Raw genomic sequence first — 19,236 nt, 5'->3', positions numbered from 1 at the left:
GTACCGGTCACCACGCCTTGGGCCCGCCGTCGGGCAGCAGCTCCCGGCTCCGCTTGCGCTGCACCTTGCCGCTGGTGGTGCGGGGCAGGCCGCCGGGGCGCAGCAGGGTCACCGACGCGACGTGCAGCTGGTGCTCGTCGGCGACCGCCCGGCGGACCGCGGCGGCCACCTCGTCGAAAGCGACGCCGTCACCGCCCGGCTCCCGCGAGACCCGGACCTGGCGGGCGGTCTCGGCGACGACACCGAGCCGGCCGTCGTCGTCGTACTGGAACGCCGCCACGCAGTCCGGGCCGACCGCCGGGTGCGCGGCGCTGACGGTGCGCTCGATGTCGCTCGGGTAGTGGTTGCGCCCGTCCACGATGATCAGGTCGTCGATGCGGCCCAGGACGTAGAGCTGTCCGTCGCGCAGGAACCCGAGGTCGCCGGTCTTCAGGAAGCCGACGCCGGGACGGTCCTCGAGCGTGCCGCCGAAACGGGCCTCGGTCGCCTCGGGCTGCCGCCAGTAGCCGCCGGACACGCTGTCGCCGGCCACCCAGACCTCACCCACCAGGCCTTCCGGAGCCGGTACACCGGCGGCGACGATCCTCACGTCGAGGTTGGCCGGGACGCGTCCGCACGCGACGACCTGCCGCGACGGGTGCCCCGGCCGCGCCGCGACGAGCTCCCCGCGCTCCGCCAGGGCCGCGGCGTCCAGGTCGACGTGGCGGGCGTCGTCCGGGTGGCGGGCGCCGCTGACATACACGACCGCCTCCGCCAGGCCGTAGCAGGGCCGGAACGTCGCCGGGCTGAACCCGGCCCCGGCGAACGCCGACATGAACGCGGTGAGCGTGCCGTGCCGCACGGGCTCGGCGCCGTTGAGCGCGACCCGCCACGGGCTCAGGTCGAGCCGCGCCTTCTGCTCCTCGGTGATCTTCGCGACGCACAGCTCGTAGGCGAAGTTCGGGGCGGAGGAGACCCAGGCGCGGAAGCGGCTGATCGCGTCCAGCCAGACGAACGGCCGCATGAGCAGCGCCATCGGCGGCAGCAGCACGGCCCGGCCGCCCGGGTACAGGCCGCCGATCAGCTGGGCGAGGCCCATGTCGTGGAAGACCGGCAGCCAGCTCACGACGCAGAAGTCGGCGGGGTCGCAGGCCGGCGCCTCGACGAGGACCGCGATGGCGGCGGCGTTGGCCAGCACGTTGCCGTGACTGAGCACGACACCCTTCGGCGCGCTCGTGGAGCCCGACGTGTACTGCAGGAACGCCGGATCCGACGGCCGCACCCCGGGGTCGCGCCACAGCCCGGCGAGGCCCTCCGGCACGTCGGCCACCACGATCGGCTCGACGCTGCCGAGGTCGGCGACGAGCGACGACTCGGCGTGCTCGGCGGTGGTGAGCACCACCGCGGGGTCGGCGTCCTTGACGATCCCGCCGAGCCGGCCGAGGGTCCGCTTCCCGCCGTGGATCGCGTCCGGGGCCGGTGACGGCACCGCGACGAGCCCCGCGTAGGCGCAGGCGAAGAACGCGACGACGAAGTCGACGCCGTTGGGCAGCATCAGCATCGCCCGGTCGCCCGGCTGCGCGGTCTGCTGCAGCAGCGCCGCGGTGTCGCGGACCCGCTCCTCCAGCTGCGCGTAGGTGAGGGTCAGCACCTCCTCGCCGTGGCTGTCCAGCTCGGTGCAGGCGGGCTGGTCCGGCCTGTTCGCGGCCTGGTGGCGCAGCAGGTCGACGAGGGTGCCGACGCCCTCGAGCACCTGGATCGGGTGCCGGGACGTCACAGCGCGCCCGCCAGCATCAGCCGGGCGCCGGGGAACAGCCCGTTGGCGGTCATCGCGTCGGCGGCCTTCACGACGGCCGCCTCGATCCTGTCCAGGTCCTCGTCGGTGTGGGCGAGGGACAGGAAGCAGTTGCGGCCCTCCCAGATGTACAGGCCGTCGTGGACGAGCATCGTGTGGAAGATCTCGGACCGCTCCGAGTTCGCGGGCTCCTCGACCAGCCGGAGCCGGAACAGCGAACCGAACCGGGCGACGCGGACCGGCACGCCCGCGCCCTCGAACCTCGCGTCGAGGCGGGCGCCGAAGGCCTCGGTCCTGGCGTTGAGCCCCTCCTGCAGCGCCGGGCCGCGGCGGACCAGCTCCCGCAGGACCGCCCGGGCGGCGGCCATCGACAGCGGGTGCTTGCAGAACGTGCCGGAGAAGAAGGTGCGGACCGTCTGCGGGTACGGCTGGTCGCCGAACTCCCAGGCGCCGCCGTCGATGGCGTCGAGGTACTTCGCGTCGCCGGCGACCACCCCGATCGGCATGCCGCCGCCGACGACCTTGCCGTAGGTGGTGATGTCGGCGGCGATGCCGAAGAGGCCCTGGGCTCCGTTCGGGTGCATCCGGAACCCGGTGATGACCTCGTCGAAGACAAACGGGGTGCCGGCGTCGGCGGTGATCCGGCGGACCTCGCGCAGGAACTCGACCGGCTGGATGTCGGGGCGGCGGCTCTGCACCGGCTCGACGATCACCGCGGCGAGCTCGTGCGCCCGCTCCCGCAGCACCTGCAGCGACGCCGGGTCGCCGTAGGGCAGCACGAGCGCGTTGGCGCTGACCTCCGGCGGGATGCCGGGCGCCATCGGCACCGACTCGCCGGAGGAGCCCTCGATGTCCTGCCGCGCCAGGATCGGGTCGGCGGTGCCGTGGTAGGCGCCCGCGAACATCGCGATCCGGTGCCGCCCGGTGACCGCCCGGGCCAGCCGGACCGCCACCATCACCGCCTCGGAGCCGGTGTTGCAGTAGACGACCCGTTCCTTGCCGGTCAGCCGCCTGATGAGGTCGGTCGTCTCCGGCACCAGCGGCGAGTGCGGTCCGAGCTGCATGCCGTCGGCGAGCTGGGCGGTGATGGCCTCATTGATGAACGGCTCGTTGTGGCCGAACAGGTTCACCCCGAAGCCCATGGTGAGGTCGACGTACTCGTTGCCGTCGACGTCCCACACCCTGGCCCCGTTGGACCGGGCCACCACGATCGGGTAGCGGGTCTCCTTGAGGTTGAGGTACGGCTGCGGCGCGTGCCGGACGTCGGCGTGGCCCACCCGCTCGGCGGCGGCCTGGGCGCGGGAGCCGGCGGTGCGGGCGCAGTACGCGCTGGACAGGTCGGCGATGAAGGCCCGCTGGGCGTCGGTGAGCTTCCGCGAGGCGCCGCCGGTGCGGGGGCCGAACGCGACGAACGTCCCCTGCGGCGCGGCCGGAATCGCCGTGCGCTGCACCGCCTGCTCAACCGGCGCGGCAGGCGCGGGCGCCAAAGCAGGCACGGGAGCGGCACCGGGCTGACGACGGCGGATCAGCTCGTACGCCTGATCCATCACCTGCGCGTGGACGTCGAGGAACCGGTCGACCGCACTGCCCCCACCCGGCGCGACCGGCGGCAGCGCCACGGCGACAGGTGCGGGGGTGACGACGGGAAGCGGGGCCGCCGGCACGGCGGGCGGGGGCGGCTCGCGCAGGGCCAGCACCGCGGCCGGGGCGTTGCGCACGATGTACCCCGCCAGCCGCCGCAGCGTGTTCACCTCCTCGAACAGCATCCCGATCGGGATGACCACCTCGTAGGTGCGCTGGATGCTCTGGATCGTGTGGAACAGCGTCATGGAGTCGGCGCCGAGCTCCAGGAACGACATGTCCGGGTCGATCGGCGCGTCGGACTCCAGCAGCGTCGTCACCACCTGGCCCAGCTCCGCCAGGACGCGGGCGTCCGCTCCTGCCGACGTCGGTTGTGCCACGTGCTCCTCAGCCCCTCTCTGGACGGGGATCGATGCCGGTGCGGGCTTCGGCAGGGTCGCCGTGGGCAGCCAGAACCGTCTGCGCTGGAACGGGTAGGTGGGCAGGTCGACCCGCCGGCGGCGGAACCCGTCGTGGAACGCGGCCCAGTCGAGGTCGTGCCCGGCGGCGTACAGCTGGGCGAGCGAGTCGGTGAGCACGTCGCCGTCCTCCGCGCCGGTGCGCAGCGACGGCAGCCACCTGGCGCCGGACACCACCCGGCGGCCGGCGCCGAGCAGCACCTGACCTGGTCCGATCTCGACGAACGTGGTGCAGCCGGCCTCGGCCAGCCGCCGCACGCCGTCGGCGTAGCGGATCGTCGAGGTGAGGTGCCTGGTCCAGTACGCCGCGTCGGGGCGGTGCTGGTCGTCGAAGAGCCGGCCGTCCAGGTCGCTGACCAGCGGGATCCGCGGCGCCCGGCAGGTCACGGCGGCGGCCACCTCGGCGAAGTCCTCGGCGGCGGCGGCCATCATCGGCGAGTGGAACGCGAGCGTGGACTTCACCGGCCGCACCGTCACCCCGGCGGCGGCCAGGTGCGCCTCGACGGCCGCGACGGCCTCGGCGGTGCCGGCGACGGTGACGTTGGTGCCGGCGTTGACCGCGGCGATCGCCAGGCTCGGATCGGCGACGGCGGCGAGCGCGCCCCGGACCGTGTCCTCGCCGGTGAACGCGGCGAGCATCGCGCCGGGTGCGCTGCGCTCCTGCACGAGCCGGCCGCGGGCGGCGACCAGCCGCAGCCCGTCCTCAAGGTCGAAGACCCCGGCGACGCAGGCAGCGGCGAGCTCGCCGACGCTGTGGCCCAGCAGGTGGCCGGGGTGCACGCCCCAGCCGGTCCACAGCCGCGCCAGGGCGTACTGGAGGCAGAACAGCGCCGGTTGGGTGTAGCGCGTCTCGTCGAGCAGGTGCCGCTCGGCCGGCTCCGGGAACAGCACCGTCTGCAGACTGCGGCCGATCAGGTCGCGGAGGATCTCGTCGCAGCCCAGGAGGGTGGCGCGGAACTGCGCGTTCGTCACGTACAGCTGGCGGCCCATGTCGGCGTACTGCGACCCCTGCCCGCTGAACAGGAACGCGATGCCGCCGGGACCGCCGGGTGGACGCTCGCCGGGGTGCAGGCCCTGGTGGGCCGTCCCCGAGGCGATCCGGTGCAGCTGTCCGGCGGCTTCTTCGCCGGTACGGGCGGCGAACGCGACCCGGTGCCTGAAGTGCGACCGTCCGGTGTGGACGGAGGCGGTGAGGTCGGCGAGCGAAGGGGCGGGCCGCTGTTCGAGGCGGGCCGCGTACCGGGCGGCGAGCGCGGCGACCGCCGCCGGTGTCTTGGCGCTGACGGTGACCAGGTGCGAGGTGCGCACGTTGCCCTTGTTCGCGGCCGGCTTCGCCGGGGGCGGCGCGGCCTGGAGGATGACGTGGGCGTTGGTGCCGCCGAACCCGAACGAGCTGACGCCGGCGGTCAGGGTGCCGCGCCGCGGCCGCCACGGCTGCCCGGTGGACGGCACGGTCAGCGGCGCGTCCGCGGGGATGCGCGGGTTGCGTTCGCGCAGGTGCAGGTGGGCCGGCACGTGCTCGTGCCGCAGCATCAGCACGACCTTGAGCACCCCGGCGATGCCGGCCGCGGCCTCGGCGTGGCCGATGTTGGTCTTCACCGAGCCGAGCATCAGCGGCTCGCTCGCGGGCCGGCCGTCGCCGAGGACGGCGGTGAGCGCGGCGGCCTCGATCGGGTCGCCGAGCGGGGTGCCGGTGCCGTGCGCCTCGACGTAGTCGATGTCGCCGGGCGCGAGGCCCGCGTCGTGCAGGGCGTCGCGCAGGACGTCCTGCTGGGCGCCGCCGTGCGGGGCGGTGAGGCCGTTGCTGCGGCCGTCCTGGTTGACCGCGGACCCGCGGACGACGGCGAGGATCCGGTCGCCGTCGCGGACCGCCGCGTCCAGGCGCTTGAGCAGCACCAGGCCGCAGCCCTCGGCGCGGACGTAGCCGTCGGCGGCGGCGTCGAAGGTCTTGCACCGGCCGTCGGCGGCCATCATGCCGGCCTGCTCGAAGACGTCGGTGCCGTCGGTGTCCAGCAGCAGGTTGACGCCGCCGGCGAGCGCGGTGTCGGACTCGCCGAGCCGCAGGCTGCGGCAGGCCATGTGCAGCGCCACCAGCGAGGAGGAGCAGGCGGTGTCGACGGCGACGCTGGGGCCCTTGAGGTCCAGCGCGTAGGAGATGCGGTTCGCCGCGACGCTCAGCGCCTGCCCGGTCCCGGAGTACGGGGTGTGCAGGTGCGGCTCGCGGGCGATGAGCCGGCCGTAGTCGCTGCCGCTGATGCCGACGAACACGCCGGTGCGGGTGCCGGCCAGGCCCGCCGGCACGACCCCCGCGTCCTCCAGGGTCTCCCACGCGACCTCGAGCAGCAGCCGGTGCTGCGGGTCGACATGCCCGGCCTCCTTGCCGGAGACGGCGAAGAACTCCGCGTCGAACTGGTCGACGTCGGCGATCAGCCCGTGCGGGCGGCCGAGCGGCGGGTGACCGGGCACGTCGCCGCCGACGGCGTCGGTGCCGGTCTCCAGCAGCCGCCAGAACGCGTCGGGGCCGGTGGCGCCCGGGAACCGGCAGCCCATGCCGATGACGGCGACCGGCTCGTTCACCTCGGGTTTCGCCGTGCGTTCGAGCGCCGCCACGGGTTCGCCGGTATCGGTGAGGTGGCGGGCCAGCAGCCGCGCCGTCGGGTACTGCCAGAAGACGGTCGCCTCGACGGGCCGGCCCAGCAGCTGCTGCAGGTCGCCGAGCAGCACCAGGGCGTCGCGGGACGACAGGCCGAGGTCGGCGAGCACCGCGTCGGGCTCCACCGCGCCCGCGCCGACCTTCTCCGCGACGTGGCGCAGGATCCACGCCTCGACGTCCGCCTGCGTCACTGGTTGCACGTCTCGCCTCCCATGCTCGGTACAGAAGCATCGGCGATCGCGGTTAAGAGAACGCCTAGTTCGCCGTGCGGGCCGAGAGGGACGGGCACGCGACCGGTAGCGTATGAGTAGTGACCGCCGTCGAAACCCGCCGCCGCGCGGCCCTGCCGATCGCCACCGTGGTCGTCGCGTTGATCACCACGCTCGGTGCCGCGGCCCAGCTCAACGACCCCGACGTCCTGGAACGGTTCCGGCGCGACTACCCGGCGCTGCACGACGGCGAGTGGTGGCGGTGGTTCACGCCGCTGCTCGTGCAGGGTTCGGGCTGGGGCCAGATCCTGTTCAACATCGGTTCGCTGGTCGTCGTCGGCGTCATCGCCGAGCGCCGCTTCGGCACGTTGCGCTGGCTCGTGCTGTACATAGGGATCGGGCTGGCCGGTGAGGCCTTCGGCGAGCGGCTGGACCCGACCGGCTCCGGCAACTCCCTCGCCGTCTGCGGCCTCGCCGGCGCCCTGGCGACGCTGCTGCTCCTGCGCCCCGGCGCGGCGACCCGCCCGCACGCGTTCGTGGTGCCGTATTACGTGGCGTGCGTGGCCGGGCTCGGCTTCGGTGGCGTGGTCGGCGCGACCGTGGCACCGACCGTGGTCCTGGTGGTGATGAGCATCCTGCTGCGCCGGGACCGCTACACCGGGATCGCGTTCGCCGCGGGCCTCGCGGGCCTGCTCGGCGCCGGTGCGCTCGCCGCCAGGCCCGACCAGCACGGCATCGCCCTGCTCTGCGGCGCGGTGGCCGGCCTGCTGCTCTTCCCGCCCCGCCCCCGCGCCGGCCGGGTCACCGACGACCGCCCGGCCCCCGCGCCCCGCCGCCCGTGATCCGAGCCCGTTCGCGCTGGGCGGCATTTCGGCAAGCTTGGACCGGCCGGTCCGGCCCCGGGTGCCCGGGGGCGGACCGGCCGTCGCGACGCGGTCGGGTCAGCAGCTGAGCAGGCAGGTGCCGTAGGTCACCGAGCAGTCGGCCATGATGGTCACCCGCCGCTTGCGGCCGCCCGAGTTGGGGCAGGGCTCGCAGTACGACTGCGGGAGGCAGGACGCGCTGGCTGTGCTGGTGGGCAGCAGGCCGGCCAGGAGCCGGTCGGCGGCCAGGCGGACGATTCGGGTCATGGTTCCTCCAGGTCGGTGACGACGACGGGAGCGGACGCCCCCGCCGTTCCGGCCCGCGGGCCGGAGTCTGTGGTGTCGGACCCGCGCGGTTCGCGGCCGACGGGGTGCGCGGCGGTGAGCCGGCGCAGCACGAAACCGCGGACCGCGGCGGTGGGCAGCGGGCCCAGCTGGCGGGAGTCGTGGCTGAGCGCCGCGTTGTCGCCCAGGACGAGCAGGTGGCCGGCCGGCACGACCGCGCCGGCCTGCCAGGGCGACCGTTGGCCGGGCAGCGCGGCGACCCGCTTCACCATCGGGCCGTGCGGGCCCTGCAGCACCACGAGCCGCCCGGGCACGGCCCTGCCGTACCGCGCGACGAGCAGCCGGTCGCCCGCCCACAGCGACGGTTCCATGCTGCGCCCGACGACGACGACCACGCCGAACAGCCGGCGGGCGACGAACCACAGGCCCGCCGCGAGCGCCACCGCCACCGCGTAGCTCATGCCACCACCTCCGCCGCGCTCCGGCATCGGCCTGAGCCGTCCTGCCACGCCGACGTGCGGGCCGGGCCGCTGCGCTGCCCGGTCATGCCGGCTCCAGCTGGTAGCCCTGCGCCTGCAGGCGGAACAGCCGCGCGTACCGCCCTTCGGCGCGCATCAGGTCGTCGTGCGAGCCGAGTTCCGCGACGCGTCCCCCGTCGAGCACCGCGACGACGTCCGCGTCGCGCAGGGTGCTCAGCCGGTGCGAGATGAGCAGGGTGGCCCGGCCGGCCCGGTGCGCGCGCAGCGCCCGGTGGATCTCCGCCTCGGCCTCCGCGTCCAGGCCCGAGCTGGGCTCGTCGAGGATCATGAGGTCGCTGTCGTCGCGTAGCAGCGCCCGGGCCAGCGCGACCCGCTGCCACTGCCCGCCGGAGAGCCGGACGCCGAGCCTCGGGTCGCCGGTGTCGCCGGCCCAGAAGAACAGCCGGGTCAGCGGCGTGTCGTACCCGTCCGGCAGCGCCGCCAGGGTCGCGTGCACGCCGGCGAGCCGGGCCGCGGCGGTGATCCGTGGCAGGTCGTCCAACCGGCGCGCGTCGCCGACGCCGATGTTCTCCCGGGCGGGCAGGTCGTAGTCCTGGAAGTCCTGGAACACGACGGCCATCCGCCGGCGCAGCAGCTCCGGGTCGAGGTCGCGCAGGTCGACGCCGTCCCAGGTGATCCGGCCGCGGGTCGGCTCGTGAAACCGGCACAGCAGCTTGACCAGCGTGCTCTTGCCGGCGCCGTTGAGCCCGACCAGCGCGACGGCGGCGCCCTGCGGGATGTGGAGGTCGACCCCGCGCAGCACCCAGTCGTGTTCGTCGCTGTAGCGGAACCAGACATCGTGCACGACGATCCCGTCCCGCAGCGGCGCCGGCGGCAGGGCTGCTTCCGGGGCACCGGCGAGCGGTGCCGAACGCACGACGAACAGGAAGTGCGCGAAGAGCAGCTGCGCCTCCAGCATCGCGGCGACCTGCGCGATGCCCTGGGCGACGGCGGCCTGCACGCCGGCCACCGCGACCACGAACACGGTCAGGTCACCGACCGTGTACGCCCCCGTGGCGGCCTGCCCGGTGAGCCAGACCAGGCCACCGCCGGCGACCACCGCACCGAGCGCGCCGAGCAGCACCTGCGTGCGCAACCGGCTGCGGTCCACCCGCCGCTCGGCCGCGTTCACCGATCCCAGGTCGGCCAGCATCCGCCCGCGGAAGAAGTCGCCGAGCCCGAAGAGCCGGACCTCCTTGGCCGCCTCCGCCGTGGTGAGCAGCCGCGCGTAGAACAGCTGCCGGCGCTGGGCGTGGCCGGAGCCGGTGACGACGGCCGCGTGCCGCCGGCCGAGCCGCAGGTGCGCCACCACCGCCGGCGCCGACGCCGCCACGACGACGGCGGCCACGATCGGGCTCAGCGCGATCAGGCTTGCCAGGAAGCCTGCGAGCGCCGCCACCGACGACAGCAGGCCGAGCGATCCGCTCACCACCTGCGCCGGCGCCGAACGGCCCGCGGTGCCGGCCAGCTGGACCCGGTCCTGGAACGCGGGGTCCTCCAGCCGCTGCAGTCCGACGTGCCGTTGCAGCGCGCAGAACAGCCGCTCCTGCGCGCAGAGGCTGAGCCGGCGGTCGAGCTCGTTCGAGGTGTACTGCATGATGTGCGGGACGGAGGCCAGCGCCACGCCGATCCCGGCGACGGCGAAGGCGAGCAGCAGCGGGACGGCTCCGGCGACGAGCCGGTCCAGCAGGTCGCGGGTCAGCCAGGCCAGCACGACCGGCCCGACGCCGGCCGCGAGCGCCGCGCCCGCCGTGGCCAGGACCGCGCCCGGGGCCGCCCGCAGCCCCATCCGCAGCGCCTCCGCGACGTCGCCGGCGCGTACCTCAGACACGGGCCGGCACGCGCGGGAAGGAGCGGAAGTCGGTCCCGCTGTGGGTGACGGCACCGGTGTCGTCCAGCAGCGCCACCGCCGGATACCCGGTGACCGCGAACGCCGTCGCCACGGGCCCGAACACCGGTTCGGTGGTGACGCGGGCGACGTCGCGCAGCTCGGCGGTGAGCCCGCCGAGCTCGTGCGGCTCGCCGATGAGCACGGCGAGCACGCGCTGCCGGCCGACCGCGGTGGCGTAGGCGACGAACTCGGGCAGCCGCTCGGTGCACGCCGGACAGTCGGGGCTGAAGAACCCGACCAGTCCGCTCGGGGTGCCTCGCAGCTCCTCGCCGTCGACGGTGGTGGCCCGGAACGGCTCCGGTGTCCCGCCCGGACCTATCACGACCTGCGGCGCGTGCGCGGCGGTGGCCTCGGTCATGGCGCGCAACCGGCGCACGATGCCGAGCGTCAGCAGCAGGTTGAACGCGCCGAGCAGGCAGGCGAGGACGGTGGCCGCGGCGAGGTAGGGCATCGCTGCTCCTCCAAGACGTCGAAGACTCTGGATGGCTGCAGCAAGAATCAGTAAGGTCTGTTACCAGATTCCTACCAGGCGTCACGCGGGGGGCAGATTGGTGGATTCGTACGGGGGCGAACTGCATTTCCGGCTGCTCGGACCGGTACAGATCGAGCATCGTGGCAGACCCGTGGACCTCGGTCCGCGGCGCGGCGAGCGATGCCTGCTCGGGCTGCTCCTGCTGGAGGCGACCTGCGGGGTGCTGCGCATGAGCCGGCTGCAGGGACTGCTGTGGGACGACGACCCGCCGGAGCGGGCCCGGCGGACCGTTCACACCTACGTCGCACGCCTGCGGTCCCGGCTGCGCCCGTACGACGTGCAGATCGTCACGCACAGCACCGGGTACCGCATCGACGTCGACCCGCAACGCGTCGACGTGCACCGGTTCGTCGCGGAGATCGACCGGGCCCGGACCCTGCCTGACCCGGCCCACCGCGCCGACGCGCTCGCCCGGGCCCTCACCCTGTGGCGCGGCCCGCTGCTCGCCGACGTCGCCGGCGACGGCCTGCGGGCCCGCGTCGGCCTCGCCCTGGAGGAGCGGCGGGCCCTGGCCATCGAGCTGCGGGCCCAGGCCGACCTGCAGTGCGGCCGCAACGACCAGGTCGCGGCCGAGCTCACCGAGCTGACCGCGCAGCAGCCGACCCGGGAGCGGCTCGCCGAGCTGCTGATGCTGGCCTACTACCGGGCGGGCCGGCAGGCCGATGCGCTGGAGGTGTACCGGCGGTCATGGCGCTATCTGCACACCGAGCTCGGGGTGCAGCCGGGCTGGGGCCTGCGCGAGGTGCACACCCGGATCCTGCGCAGCGGCCCGGTCCAGGACCTCGTCGACGGCCGGCGCGCGACCCCGTGAACCGCTTGTGCCGCCGGCCGGCGGTCAGGTGGCGTAGGCGGGCCGGTGGGCGGGGACCGCGATGCCGGTGAGGACCAGGCCGCGGTCGACGAGCCAGCGGCCGGCGAAGCCGGCGACCTCGACCCCGCCGACGACCGGGCCGGGCACCAGCAGCCAGGCGTGGAACGTCTCGCGCTGCGGCGCGATCGTCACCGTGGCCTCGGTGAAGTCCAGCCAGCGGCCGGTCAGCGGGTACCACGCCTTGAACACCGACTCCTTGATGCTGAACAGCAGCCGGTCCCAGTGGATCCCAGGCCGCTGCCCGTCCAGCTGCCGCAGGTGCCGGCGCTCCTCGACCAGCGTGATGCTGTCCAGGACGCCGTCGGGCAGCGGTGCGTGCGGCTCGGCGTCGATGCCGACGGTGGTGAGGTGCCCGGCGCGGGCCACCGCGGCGGCCCGGTAGCCGGCGCAGTGGGTGATGGTGCCGACCACGCCGGCCGGCCACACCGGCTCGCGGCGGGGCCCGGCCGGGATCGCGACCGGGCCGAACCCGAGCCGGCCAAGCGCCTCCCGGGCGCACCGCCGGCCGGTCATGAACTCCGCGCGGCGCTTCGCCACCGCGTTGCCGAGCGCCGCCAGCTCCTGCGGGAACAGCGGCGCCGGCAGCGCGTCGTCGAACGCCTCGACGACGGCCGTGCCGGCGGGCAACAGGCTGCCGAGCAGCGTGCGGGCACCCGTGCCGGCCGGTCCGGCCGCCGTCACGGTCACGGTGTCTGCGCTTCCGGGCCGTACACCTCGACGCCGTCGCCCTGGCGGCGCACGTGGATGCAGTCGCCGGGGCACTCGTTCGCCGAGTCGATGACGTCCTGCGCCGCGACCAGCGGCACCAGCACCGCCGTGCCGGGCGTGTGGCGCAGCTCCCCGTCGTCGCCCTTGACGTAGGCGAGCCCGTCCACGTCGAGCTCGAAGACGTCGGGCGCGTACTGCGCACAGATCCCGTCGCCGGTGCACAGGCCCTGGTCGATCCAGACCTCGAGCTGGTCCTGCTGCGGTGTCGTCGCTGCGGTCACCCGCGCTCACCTGCCTTGTCTTCTCGTACGGTGGCCGGCACGGTCAGACCCGCATCGGCTGGGGCGTCTCGCGGCGCGCGTGGTCCGGTCCGTCGAACTCGCGGATGATCTCGTAGCGGGTGTTGCGCTCGACCGGCCGGAAACCGGCGTTGCGGATCAGGTCGAGCAGGCTCTCCCGGGTCATCTTGTCCGGGGTGCCGAACTCGTCCGCGTCATGGGTGATCTTGTACTCGACGACCGAGCCGTCGATGTCGTCGGCGCCGTGGTTGAGCGCCAGCTCCGCGGTCTGCAGGCCGTGCATCACCCAGAACACCTTGACGTGCTGGACGTTGTCGAACAGCAGCCGGGACACCGCGAAGGTCTTCAGCGCCTCGGCGCCGGTCGCCATCGTGGTGCGGGCCATGAGCTTGTTACGGATCTTGCCGTCCCGCGAGTCGTGGAAGTCGTGCTGGTACCGCAGCGGGATGAACACGTGGAAGCCGCCGGTCTCGTCCTGCAGCTCGCGCAGCCGCAGCACGTGGTCGACGCGGTGCTTCGGCTCCTCGATGTGGCCATACAGCATGGTGCACGGCGTCTTGAGACCCTTGCGGTGCGCGAGCCGGTGGATGCGTGACCAGTCCTCCCAGTGGGTGGCGTGGTCGACGATGTGCTGCCGGACCTCCCAGTCGAAGATCTCCGCGCCGCCACCGGTCAGCGACTCCAGGCCGGCGTCGATGAGCTCGTCGAGGACGTCCTCGGCGGACAGGCCGGAGATCCGCTCGAACCAGTGGATCTCGGTCGCGGTGAAGGCCTTGATCGCCACGGTCGGCGGCAGGGCCTCCTTCAGCGCCCGGATCGAGCGCGGGTAGTAGCGCCACGGCAGCGTCGGGTGCAGGCCGTTGACGATGTGCAGCTCGGTGAGCTGCTCGCTCTCCATCTCCTTGGCGAGGCGGACGGCGTCCTCGATCCGCATCGTGTAGGCGTCCTTCTCCCCCGGCTTGCGCTGGAACGAGCAGTACGCGCACGACGCCGTGCAGACGTTCGTCATGTTCAGGTGCCGGTTGACGTTGAAGTGGACCACGTCACCGTTCTTCTCGGTGCGGACGTGGTGCGCCAGCCCGCCGAGCCAGGCCAGGTCGTCGCACGCGTACAGCGCGATCCCGTCCTCGCGGCTGAGCCGCTCACCGGCGACGACCTTCGCCTCCAGTTCCCGCTTCAGACCTGTGTCCACCAACGACTCCTCATCGACTCTGTGTGGGGGGTTTGCGAACGCGGCTCAGTAGAGCCCTTCGGGCGCGGCGGAGCTGATCTGCAGCGGCCGTACATTGGCGACGGCGTCACAGGGCCAGCCTTCGACCCGGTGCCGGACCGCCTGGTCGCGCTCCATGATGTTGGGCAGGAAGAGGTCGTCGTGCAGGACGGTGAGGCGCACCCGGCCGGTCTCGCCGTAGCCGACCGTCCGGCGCGGGTCCTCCTTGTCGACGACGGCCATCGTGACCTGCGGATAGTTGGGCAGGTACGGCAGGATCGCGCCGTCCCGCTCGACCGGCAGGCCCATCGCGCAGCCGAACGTGTTGCCGTACGTCATGCCGATCACGCCGCCCTGCAGCGCCTCGGCGATCTCCGTGTACATCGGCGGGGTCAGCTGGGTGCCGCCGAGCCCGACGCCCTCCAGGCCGGCGACCAGCTCGGGGCGGCGGGAGATGAGCGCCTGCATGATCGCCGGCGTCGTCTCCAGGTAGTGCACCCGGCCCGTCTCCAGCACGTCGGTCATCTGCTCGATGGTGTGCTCGACGTACATGTTCATCTCGACGAGGCGGCTGTCGCGGATCAGCGTCTTGATCCACCGCGGGTCGAGGTCCATCGTGTACACGGTCGACTCGTAGAGCTCCGCGATCTGGTTCGCGCCGCGGCCGACGATGTGCGGGCCGCTCGGGCACGCGTACAGCCAGGTGCGGCCGGGCTCGAAGCCGCTGAGTCGCAGCCCCGCCAGCCGCCACGCGGTGTGGTGCTCGGCCATCGACGGGGTGTGGAAGATGCGGCACGGCTTGCCGGTGGTGCCGCCGGACTCCCAGATCCGCCCCGCGAGGGGCCGCGGCACGTCGGCGGGGACCAGCTGCACGGGGTCGAGCTCCCGCAGCGTGGCCAGCGAAAACGGCCCGAACTGCGCCAGGTCGTCGTAGCGGGTGATGTCGAGCGGGTCGAAACCGAGGTGCGGCCGGCGGGCCAGCCAGTACGGGCTGCCCGTCACCGGGTCGAAGTGCCGGCGGACCACGCGGACGGTCCACTCGTCGAGGTCGGCGGCCAGCCAGGCGTCGGTACGCGCCGCGGCGGGTTCCATGACGGTCGTCATCGATTCGTCCTTCGGGTGCCGGAAGCGATGGGTCCGGCTCGACGCGCCGGACACCGGGAAACAGGCAGCGGTCTCCCACAGCACTTGTGTTGCTGGCATCGTGCCGTGGCGCGGATTGGGGAAATCACCACACTTGATCCCCATGCGGCCGGACGCCCGCCACGAACCGGGACAAGCCGTGACCTACAGCCGTAAGATCCGGGCCATGACCGAGCGGCCGCTGTCGATCGCTTACTCGCCGTGCCCCAACGACACGTTCGTCTTCCACGCGTGGACGCACGGCCTCCTGCCGGGCACGCCCGCGACGACCGTCACCCACGCCGACATCGACGTCACCAACCACCTGGCCGGCAGCGACCGGTTCGACATCATGAAGATCTCCTACGCGGCGCTGCCCGGATTCCTGGACCGCTTCGCGCTCGTGCCCTGCGGCGGCGCCCTCGGCCGGGGCTGCGGCCCGCTGCTGGTCGCCCGCGCGGCGGGCACGGCGGGGCGGCTGCGTGCGGCGGTCGTCGCCGTCCCGAGCGAGCAGTCCACGGCGTACCTGCTGCTGCGGCTGTGGGCGGAGCGCGCCGTGCCCGGCGGCTTCGGCGGCATCGTGGTCATGCCGTTCCACGAGATCATGCCCGCGGTCCGCGACGGCCAGGTCGACGCCGGCCTCATCATCCACGAGGCCCGCTTCACCTATCAGTCCTACGGCCTGCGGGAGCTGGTCGACCTCGGCCGGTTCTGGGAAGAGGACACCGGCCTGCCGATCCCCCTCGGCGCCATCGTGGCCCGCCGCGACCTCGGCGCCGGACGCGTCGACGAGGTCGCCGCCGCGATCCGGGCGTCGGTGCGGCACGCGTGGGCGCACCCCGACGCGTCCCGGGACTACATCCGGCAGCACGCGCAGGAGATGGCGCCGGACGTGACGGCGCAGCACATCGCCCTGTACGTCAACGGGTTCACCGAGGACCTCGGCGACGACGGCCTGGCCGCCGTCCGCGCGCTGCTGGACCGGGCCGCCGCGGCCGGACTGTGCCCGGCCGTGCCGCCCGGCTCGCTCGACCCGGTACAACCGATCCGCGTGCCCTGAAGCAGTCCCGTTCCACCGACCCGGAGGTACCCCCGCACATGAAGCCGTCCGTCGTGCGCCCGCTCGCCATCGCCGGCGCCGCCGTCCTCGCCCTGATCGTCTACTTCATCGCCCGTTCAGCCGCCGGTGACCTGGTGGTCAAGTCCGGCGGCAGCGAGCAGACGGTCAGCGCCGTCGCGGTCGTCGCGACCGTCGTCATCGCCGGCCTCCTCGGCTGGGGCCTGCTCGCGCTGCTGGAGCGCTTCACCGCGAAGGGGCGCACGATCTGGACCGTCATCGCGGTCGTGTTCCTGGTCCTGTCGCTGCTCGGCCCGCTCGGCGGCACCGACGCCGGCACGAAGGTGTCGCTCGCGCTGCTGCACCTGCTGGTCGGCGCCGTGATCATCACCGCGTTCACCCGGACGTCGCAGCGCACCTGACCGCGCACCGGTCCGGGGCCACCCCGGACGACCGCCCGGCCGGCACGTCGAAGACCGAAACGCGATGGGACGCCCTCATGACGCCGCAGCCCGCCGAACTGGACCGCAGCACCGGCACCGTGCCGGCGCGCGGCGGACCGCCGCTGCTGCCGGACATCGAGTCGGTCGCCGTCGTGATGGTCACCGGCGCCCCCGGCACGGGCAAGAGCACCCTGCTGCGGGCGCCGGCCGAGGCCGGTGTGACGGTGCTGTCCGCGACCTGCACGGAGGCCGGCGCCGCGGTCGAGTTCGCCGCGGCGCGGCAGCTGCTGCCGGTGCAGCCGCGGTCCGGCACCCAGCCGGCACCCGCCGACGGCGGCCATCGCACCGTGCTGCACCTGTACCGCCGCGCCCTGGGCCTGCTCCAGTTCGGCCCGGTGCGCCTCGTCCTCGACGACGCCCACTGGTGCGACAGCGCGACCCTGCGCTGGCTGCACTACCTCCTGCGGCGCTGCACCAACCGGCCGCTGCAGGTCGTCCTCGCCGTCGAGCCCCGCGAGCACCCCGCGCTCGACCCACTCTTCGCCGACATCCTCGGCGGCCCGCGGCAGCGGATCCTCGACCTCGACGCGCCCGAGCACGCCGGCGCCGAGCCGCGCACCGACCGGCTGCGCCGCTTCCTCAGCCGCCAGCCGAACCTGCTGCGGGTCGCCGTCGCCGCGGCCGCCCTCCAGCAGACCGACGCCGACCTGGTCGGCGCGCTCGCCGGGCTGCCGCCGCAGCTGACCGTCGCCCGCCTCGCGACGCTGCGCAACACCGGGGTGCTCACCGGCGACCCCGACCGGCCGGTGCCACCCGCCGTCGCCGAGGCGCTGGCCGGCCTGCTCCCCGCCGACGAGCTGCAACGGCTGCGGCGCCGGGCGGCGCACATGCTCAACGACGCCGACGCGCCCGTGCGGCACATCGCCGAGGTGCTGCTGGACCTCGACGACCTCGACGAACCCTGGATGCTCGAACGGCTCCGCGAGGCCGCCGCCCTCGCCTACGCGCACGACGCGCCCGCCGCCGTGCGCATCTGGACCCGCCTGCTGGCCGCGCAGCCGCAGTCCCCGGACGCCGCCGTCGACCTGGCCGTCGCGCTGCTCAACATCGACCCGTCGGCCGCGCTGGTGCACGCCCGGCAGGCGCTGCCACGCACCGGCGACGCCCGCACGAAGGCCCGGGCGGTGGTCTGCCTGGGCCTCGCCGCGCTCGTCACCGGGCGCGAGCCGACCGCGCCGTACCTGCTGCACGACGCCATGGAGACGCTGCGCCGCGCCGCCGGGAACATGCCCTCGCTGCGGGACCGCATCCAGCTCTCGGCCGTCGAGTCGACGCTCGCCGCCAACGCCGTCATCGGCGGCGCCACCTTCCACACCGTGCGCTCCCGGATCGGCGACTCGCCCGTCGGCGTCGCCGGGGCCTCGTCCAGCCACCGGATGCTCGCCGTGCACGCGCTCGCCACCGCCTACGAGGGCGTCGAGGTCGAGCAGGCCACCCGGTACGCCCGGCTGGTGCTGGACCGCCCCGTGACCGGCGACAGCTGGGCGCCGCTGATGGCGACCCGGGTGCTGCTGATGGCCGACGACACCGCCGGCGCCCTGACCGCCGCGAGCCGGCTGGCCGCGCACCACCGCGACCGCGGCGAACCGTGCGCCGAGGCCGTCGCCCGGGCGACCTGGGCGCGGGTGTTGCTGGAGATCGGCGACCTCGAGTCCGCCTGGACCGAGGCGACCACCGCGCTACGGCTCGCCGGGGACGGCGAGTGGGGCGCCGCGACCTGGTCCGCGCAGACGATCATCTCGCTGATCAACAGCTCGCAGGCCCGAATCCTCGCCGCCGAGCAGGCGCTGGAGCCGATGCAGGAACGCACCCCCGACATGCCGTTGTGGGAGCAGGTGCAGGCGGTCGGCGCGACGGCGTTCGCCGCGTACTGGGGCCAGGACCACGACCGGGCGCTGCAGCGGCTGCGCGCCTGCGGCCGGCTCCTCGAGGAGGCCGGGGTGGGCAGCCCGGCGTTCAGCAGCTGGTGGCTGGACGAGATCATCATGCTGGCGATCCGCGGCCAGCGGGCCGAGGCGCACCTGCGGCTCGAACAGGCCGAGGAGCTGTGCCGGCGGTGGCGGACCCCGCGCACGGCGGGCATGGCGCTGCTGGCCCGGGCCGCGCTCACCGCCGAGGGGCCCAACGTCGAACTGCTGCTCGGCGCCCTCGCCGAGCTGGAGCGCTCCCCCGCCCCGCTGCACCAGGTGAAGGCGCAGCTGATGCTCGGCCGCACCCTGACCGTGCTGGGCGACCGCGCCGCCGCCCGCCGGCACCTGCGCGACGGCATGGTCCTGTCCAACCGTCTCGGCTACACCATGCTGGCCGCACACTGCCGCAACGTGCTCAGCTCCGCCGGCGGCCGCACCGGCACCGAGCTGGCCGCGTGCGGTGAACTGTCCAGCAGCGAGCGGGCCGTCGCGCGGCTGGCCGCCGGCGGCGCGACCAACCGGCAGATCGCCGAGGAGCTGTTCATCTCCATGCGCACCGTCGAGTTCCACCTCACCAACGTCTACCGGCGCCTCGGCATCCGCCGCCGCGACGCCTTGGCCGGCATCGTCGAGGCGACGCCCCTGTCCCGCCGGACCACCACCACCGCCGCCGCGCCCACCGACGGGAGCGCGTCATGACCACCGCCACCCGGTGGCGATCCGCGCCCGCCGCCGCAGACCTGGGCGTCGCCGCACACACCCAGCCGCTCCTGGCCGCCGCCGCGCCGCTGA

At 74.2% G+C, this 19,236-nt stretch carries 15 protein-coding genes; 5 read left to right on the top strand and 10 right to left on the bottom strand.

Annotated features, from left to right (window positions below; translation table 11 throughout):
* Positions 1-7: 7 nt before the first annotated feature.
* Positions 8-1,756 carry a fatty acyl-AMP ligase gene (locus AB0I21_RS28090; protein ID WP_360565554.1) on the bottom strand — a complete coding sequence of 583 codons (1,749 nt, stop codon included), beginning with the start codon at positions 1,754-1,756 and terminating at the stop codon, positions 8-10.
* Positions 1,753-6,657, bottom strand: a complete 4,905-nt coding sequence (locus AB0I21_RS28085; RefSeq protein ID WP_360565552.1) for an aminotransferase class III-fold pyridoxal phosphate-dependent enzyme — start codon at positions 6,655-6,657, stop codon at positions 1,753-1,755. Before AB0I21_RS28085 ends, AB0I21_RS28090 begins: the two co-directional genes overlap by 4 nt.
* 119 nt (positions 6,658-6,776) lie before the next feature.
* Here AB0I21_RS28085 and AB0I21_RS28080 point away from each other — a divergent pair, with 119 nt between their 5' ends.
* Entirely contained in the window at positions 6,777-7,517 is a 741-nt protein-coding gene (locus AB0I21_RS28080) for a rhomboid family intramembrane serine protease (protein WP_360565551.1), read from the top strand.
* 99 nt (positions 7,518-7,616) lie between these two features.
* On the opposite strand, the gene AB0I21_RS28075 is transcribed toward AB0I21_RS28080, so the two are convergent.
* From AB0I21_RS28075 to AB0I21_RS28060, 4 genes are all read right to left on the bottom strand, one after another.
* The gene (locus AB0I21_RS28075; RefSeq protein ID WP_360565550.1) at positions 7,617-7,805 is read right to left on the bottom strand and encodes a hypothetical protein; all 189 of its coding nucleotides are present in this window, start codon (positions 7,803-7,805) and stop codon (positions 7,617-7,619) included.
* Positions 7,802-8,284, bottom strand: coding sequence for a S26 family signal peptidase (locus AB0I21_RS28070; RefSeq protein WP_360565548.1), 483 nt, complete (start codon positions 8,282-8,284; stop codon positions 7,802-7,804). Before AB0I21_RS28070 ends, AB0I21_RS28075 begins: the two co-directional genes overlap by 4 nt.
* An 82-nt stretch (positions 8,285-8,366) precedes the next feature.
* On the bottom strand, positions 8,367-10,172 hold the full coding sequence (locus tag AB0I21_RS28065) for an ABC transporter ATP-binding protein (RefSeq protein WP_360565546.1): 1,806 nt from the start codon (positions 10,170-10,172) through the stop codon (positions 8,367-8,369).
* Positions 10,165-10,683 (bottom strand): hypothetical protein, encoded by a 519-nt coding sequence (locus tag AB0I21_RS28060; protein ID WP_360565545.1) that lies wholly within the window; start codon positions 10,681-10,683, stop codon positions 10,165-10,167. Before AB0I21_RS28060 ends, AB0I21_RS28065 begins: the two co-directional genes overlap by 8 nt.
* A gap of 172 nt (positions 10,684-10,855) precedes the next feature.
* Between AB0I21_RS28060 and AB0I21_RS28055 the strand changes: the two genes are divergently transcribed.
* Entirely contained in the window at positions 10,856-11,575 is a 720-nt protein-coding gene (locus tag AB0I21_RS28055; RefSeq protein ID WP_360565543.1) for an AfsR/SARP family transcriptional regulator, read from the top strand.
* 24 nt (positions 11,576-11,599) lie between these two features.
* Here AB0I21_RS28055 and AB0I21_RS28050 read toward each other — a convergent pair whose 3' ends face one another.
* From AB0I21_RS28050 to AB0I21_RS28035, 4 genes are read right to left on the bottom strand one after another with little or no spacing between them, the layout of a single operon-like run.
* The gene (locus AB0I21_RS28050) at positions 11,600-12,322 is read right to left on the bottom strand and encodes a 4'-phosphopantetheinyl transferase superfamily protein (protein WP_344506552.1); all 723 of its coding nucleotides are present in this window, start codon (positions 12,320-12,322) and stop codon (positions 11,600-11,602) included.
* Positions 12,319-12,624 carry a ferredoxin gene (locus AB0I21_RS28045; protein WP_360565541.1) on the bottom strand — a complete coding sequence of 102 codons (306 nt, stop codon included), beginning with the start codon at positions 12,622-12,624 and terminating at the stop codon, positions 12,319-12,321. The genes AB0I21_RS28050 and AB0I21_RS28045 overlap by 4 nt, the downstream gene beginning before the upstream one ends.
* A 43-nt stretch (positions 12,625-12,667) precedes the next feature.
* Positions 12,668-13,834 (bottom strand): aminofutalosine synthase MqnE, encoded by a 1,167-nt coding sequence (gene mqnE, locus AB0I21_RS28040; RefSeq protein ID WP_344506556.1) that lies wholly within the window; start codon positions 13,832-13,834, stop codon positions 12,668-12,670.
* Between the two features lie 45 nt (positions 13,835-13,879).
* Positions 13,880-14,956, bottom strand: coding sequence for a hypothetical protein (locus AB0I21_RS28035; protein ID WP_360565539.1), 1,077 nt, complete (start codon positions 14,954-14,956; stop codon positions 13,880-13,882).
* Between the two features lie 205 nt (positions 14,957-15,161).
* On the opposite strand from AB0I21_RS28035, the gene AB0I21_RS28030 reads away from it, so the two are divergent.
* The 3 genes from AB0I21_RS28030 to AB0I21_RS28020 all read left to right on the top strand — a co-directional run bounded on the left by AB0I21_RS28030 (position 15,162) and on the right by AB0I21_RS28020 (position 19,143).
* Positions 15,162-16,034: a 1,4-dihydroxy-6-naphthoate synthase gene (locus tag AB0I21_RS28030; RefSeq protein WP_360565537.1), complete on the top strand. Its 873-nt coding sequence runs from the start codon at positions 15,162-15,164 to the stop codon at positions 16,032-16,034.
* 38 nt (positions 16,035-16,072) lie between these two features.
* A complete protein-coding gene (locus tag AB0I21_RS28025; RefSeq protein ID WP_344506562.1) occupies positions 16,073-16,453 on the top strand; it encodes a DUF6069 family protein in 381 nt (126 codons plus the stop codon).
* Between the two features lie 77 nt (positions 16,454-16,530).
* The gene (locus AB0I21_RS28020; RefSeq protein ID WP_360565535.1) at positions 16,531-19,143 is read left to right on the top strand and encodes a LuxR C-terminal-related transcriptional regulator; all 2,613 of its coding nucleotides are present in this window, start codon (positions 16,531-16,533) and stop codon (positions 19,141-19,143) included.
* The last annotated feature ends 93 nt before the right edge of the window (positions 19,144-19,236 follow it).

The sequence above is a fragment of the Dactylosporangium sp. NPDC050588 genome (genome assembly GCF_040654975.1).
Classification (GTDB): domain Bacteria; phylum Actinomycetota; class Actinomycetes; order Mycobacteriales; family Micromonosporaceae; genus Dactylosporangium; species Dactylosporangium maewongense.
The sequence above is the reverse complement of the archived record's forward strand: the minus strand, read 5'-3'. Positions and strand labels throughout refer to the sequence as shown.

Coding starts and splice junctions, on each gene's coding strand:
- AB0I21_RS28025 (WP_344506562.1), top strand. CDS start 16,073: ATGAAGCCGTCCGTCGTGCGCCCGCTCGCCATCGCCGGCGCCGCCGTC.
- AB0I21_RS28070 (WP_360565548.1), bottom strand. CDS start 8,284: ATGAGCTACGCGGTGGCGGTGGCGCTCGCGGCGGGCCTGTGGTTCGTC.
- AB0I21_RS28030 (WP_360565537.1), top strand. CDS start 15,162: ATGACCGAGCGGCCGCTGTCGATCGCTTACTCGCCGTGCCCCAACGAC.
- AB0I21_RS28075 (WP_360565550.1), bottom strand. CDS start 7,805: ATGACCCGAATCGTCCGCCTGGCCGCCGACCGGCTCCTGGCCGGCCTG.
- AB0I21_RS28020 (WP_360565535.1), top strand. CDS start 16,531: ATGACGCCGCAGCCCGCCGAACTGGACCGCAGCACCGGCACCGTGCCG.
- AB0I21_RS28035 (WP_360565539.1), bottom strand. CDS start 14,956: ATGACGACCGTCATGGAACCCGCCGCGGCGCGTACCGACGCCTGGCTG.
- AB0I21_RS28060 (WP_360565545.1), bottom strand. CDS start 10,683: ATGCCCTACCTCGCCGCGGCCACCGTCCTCGCCTGCCTGCTCGGCGCG.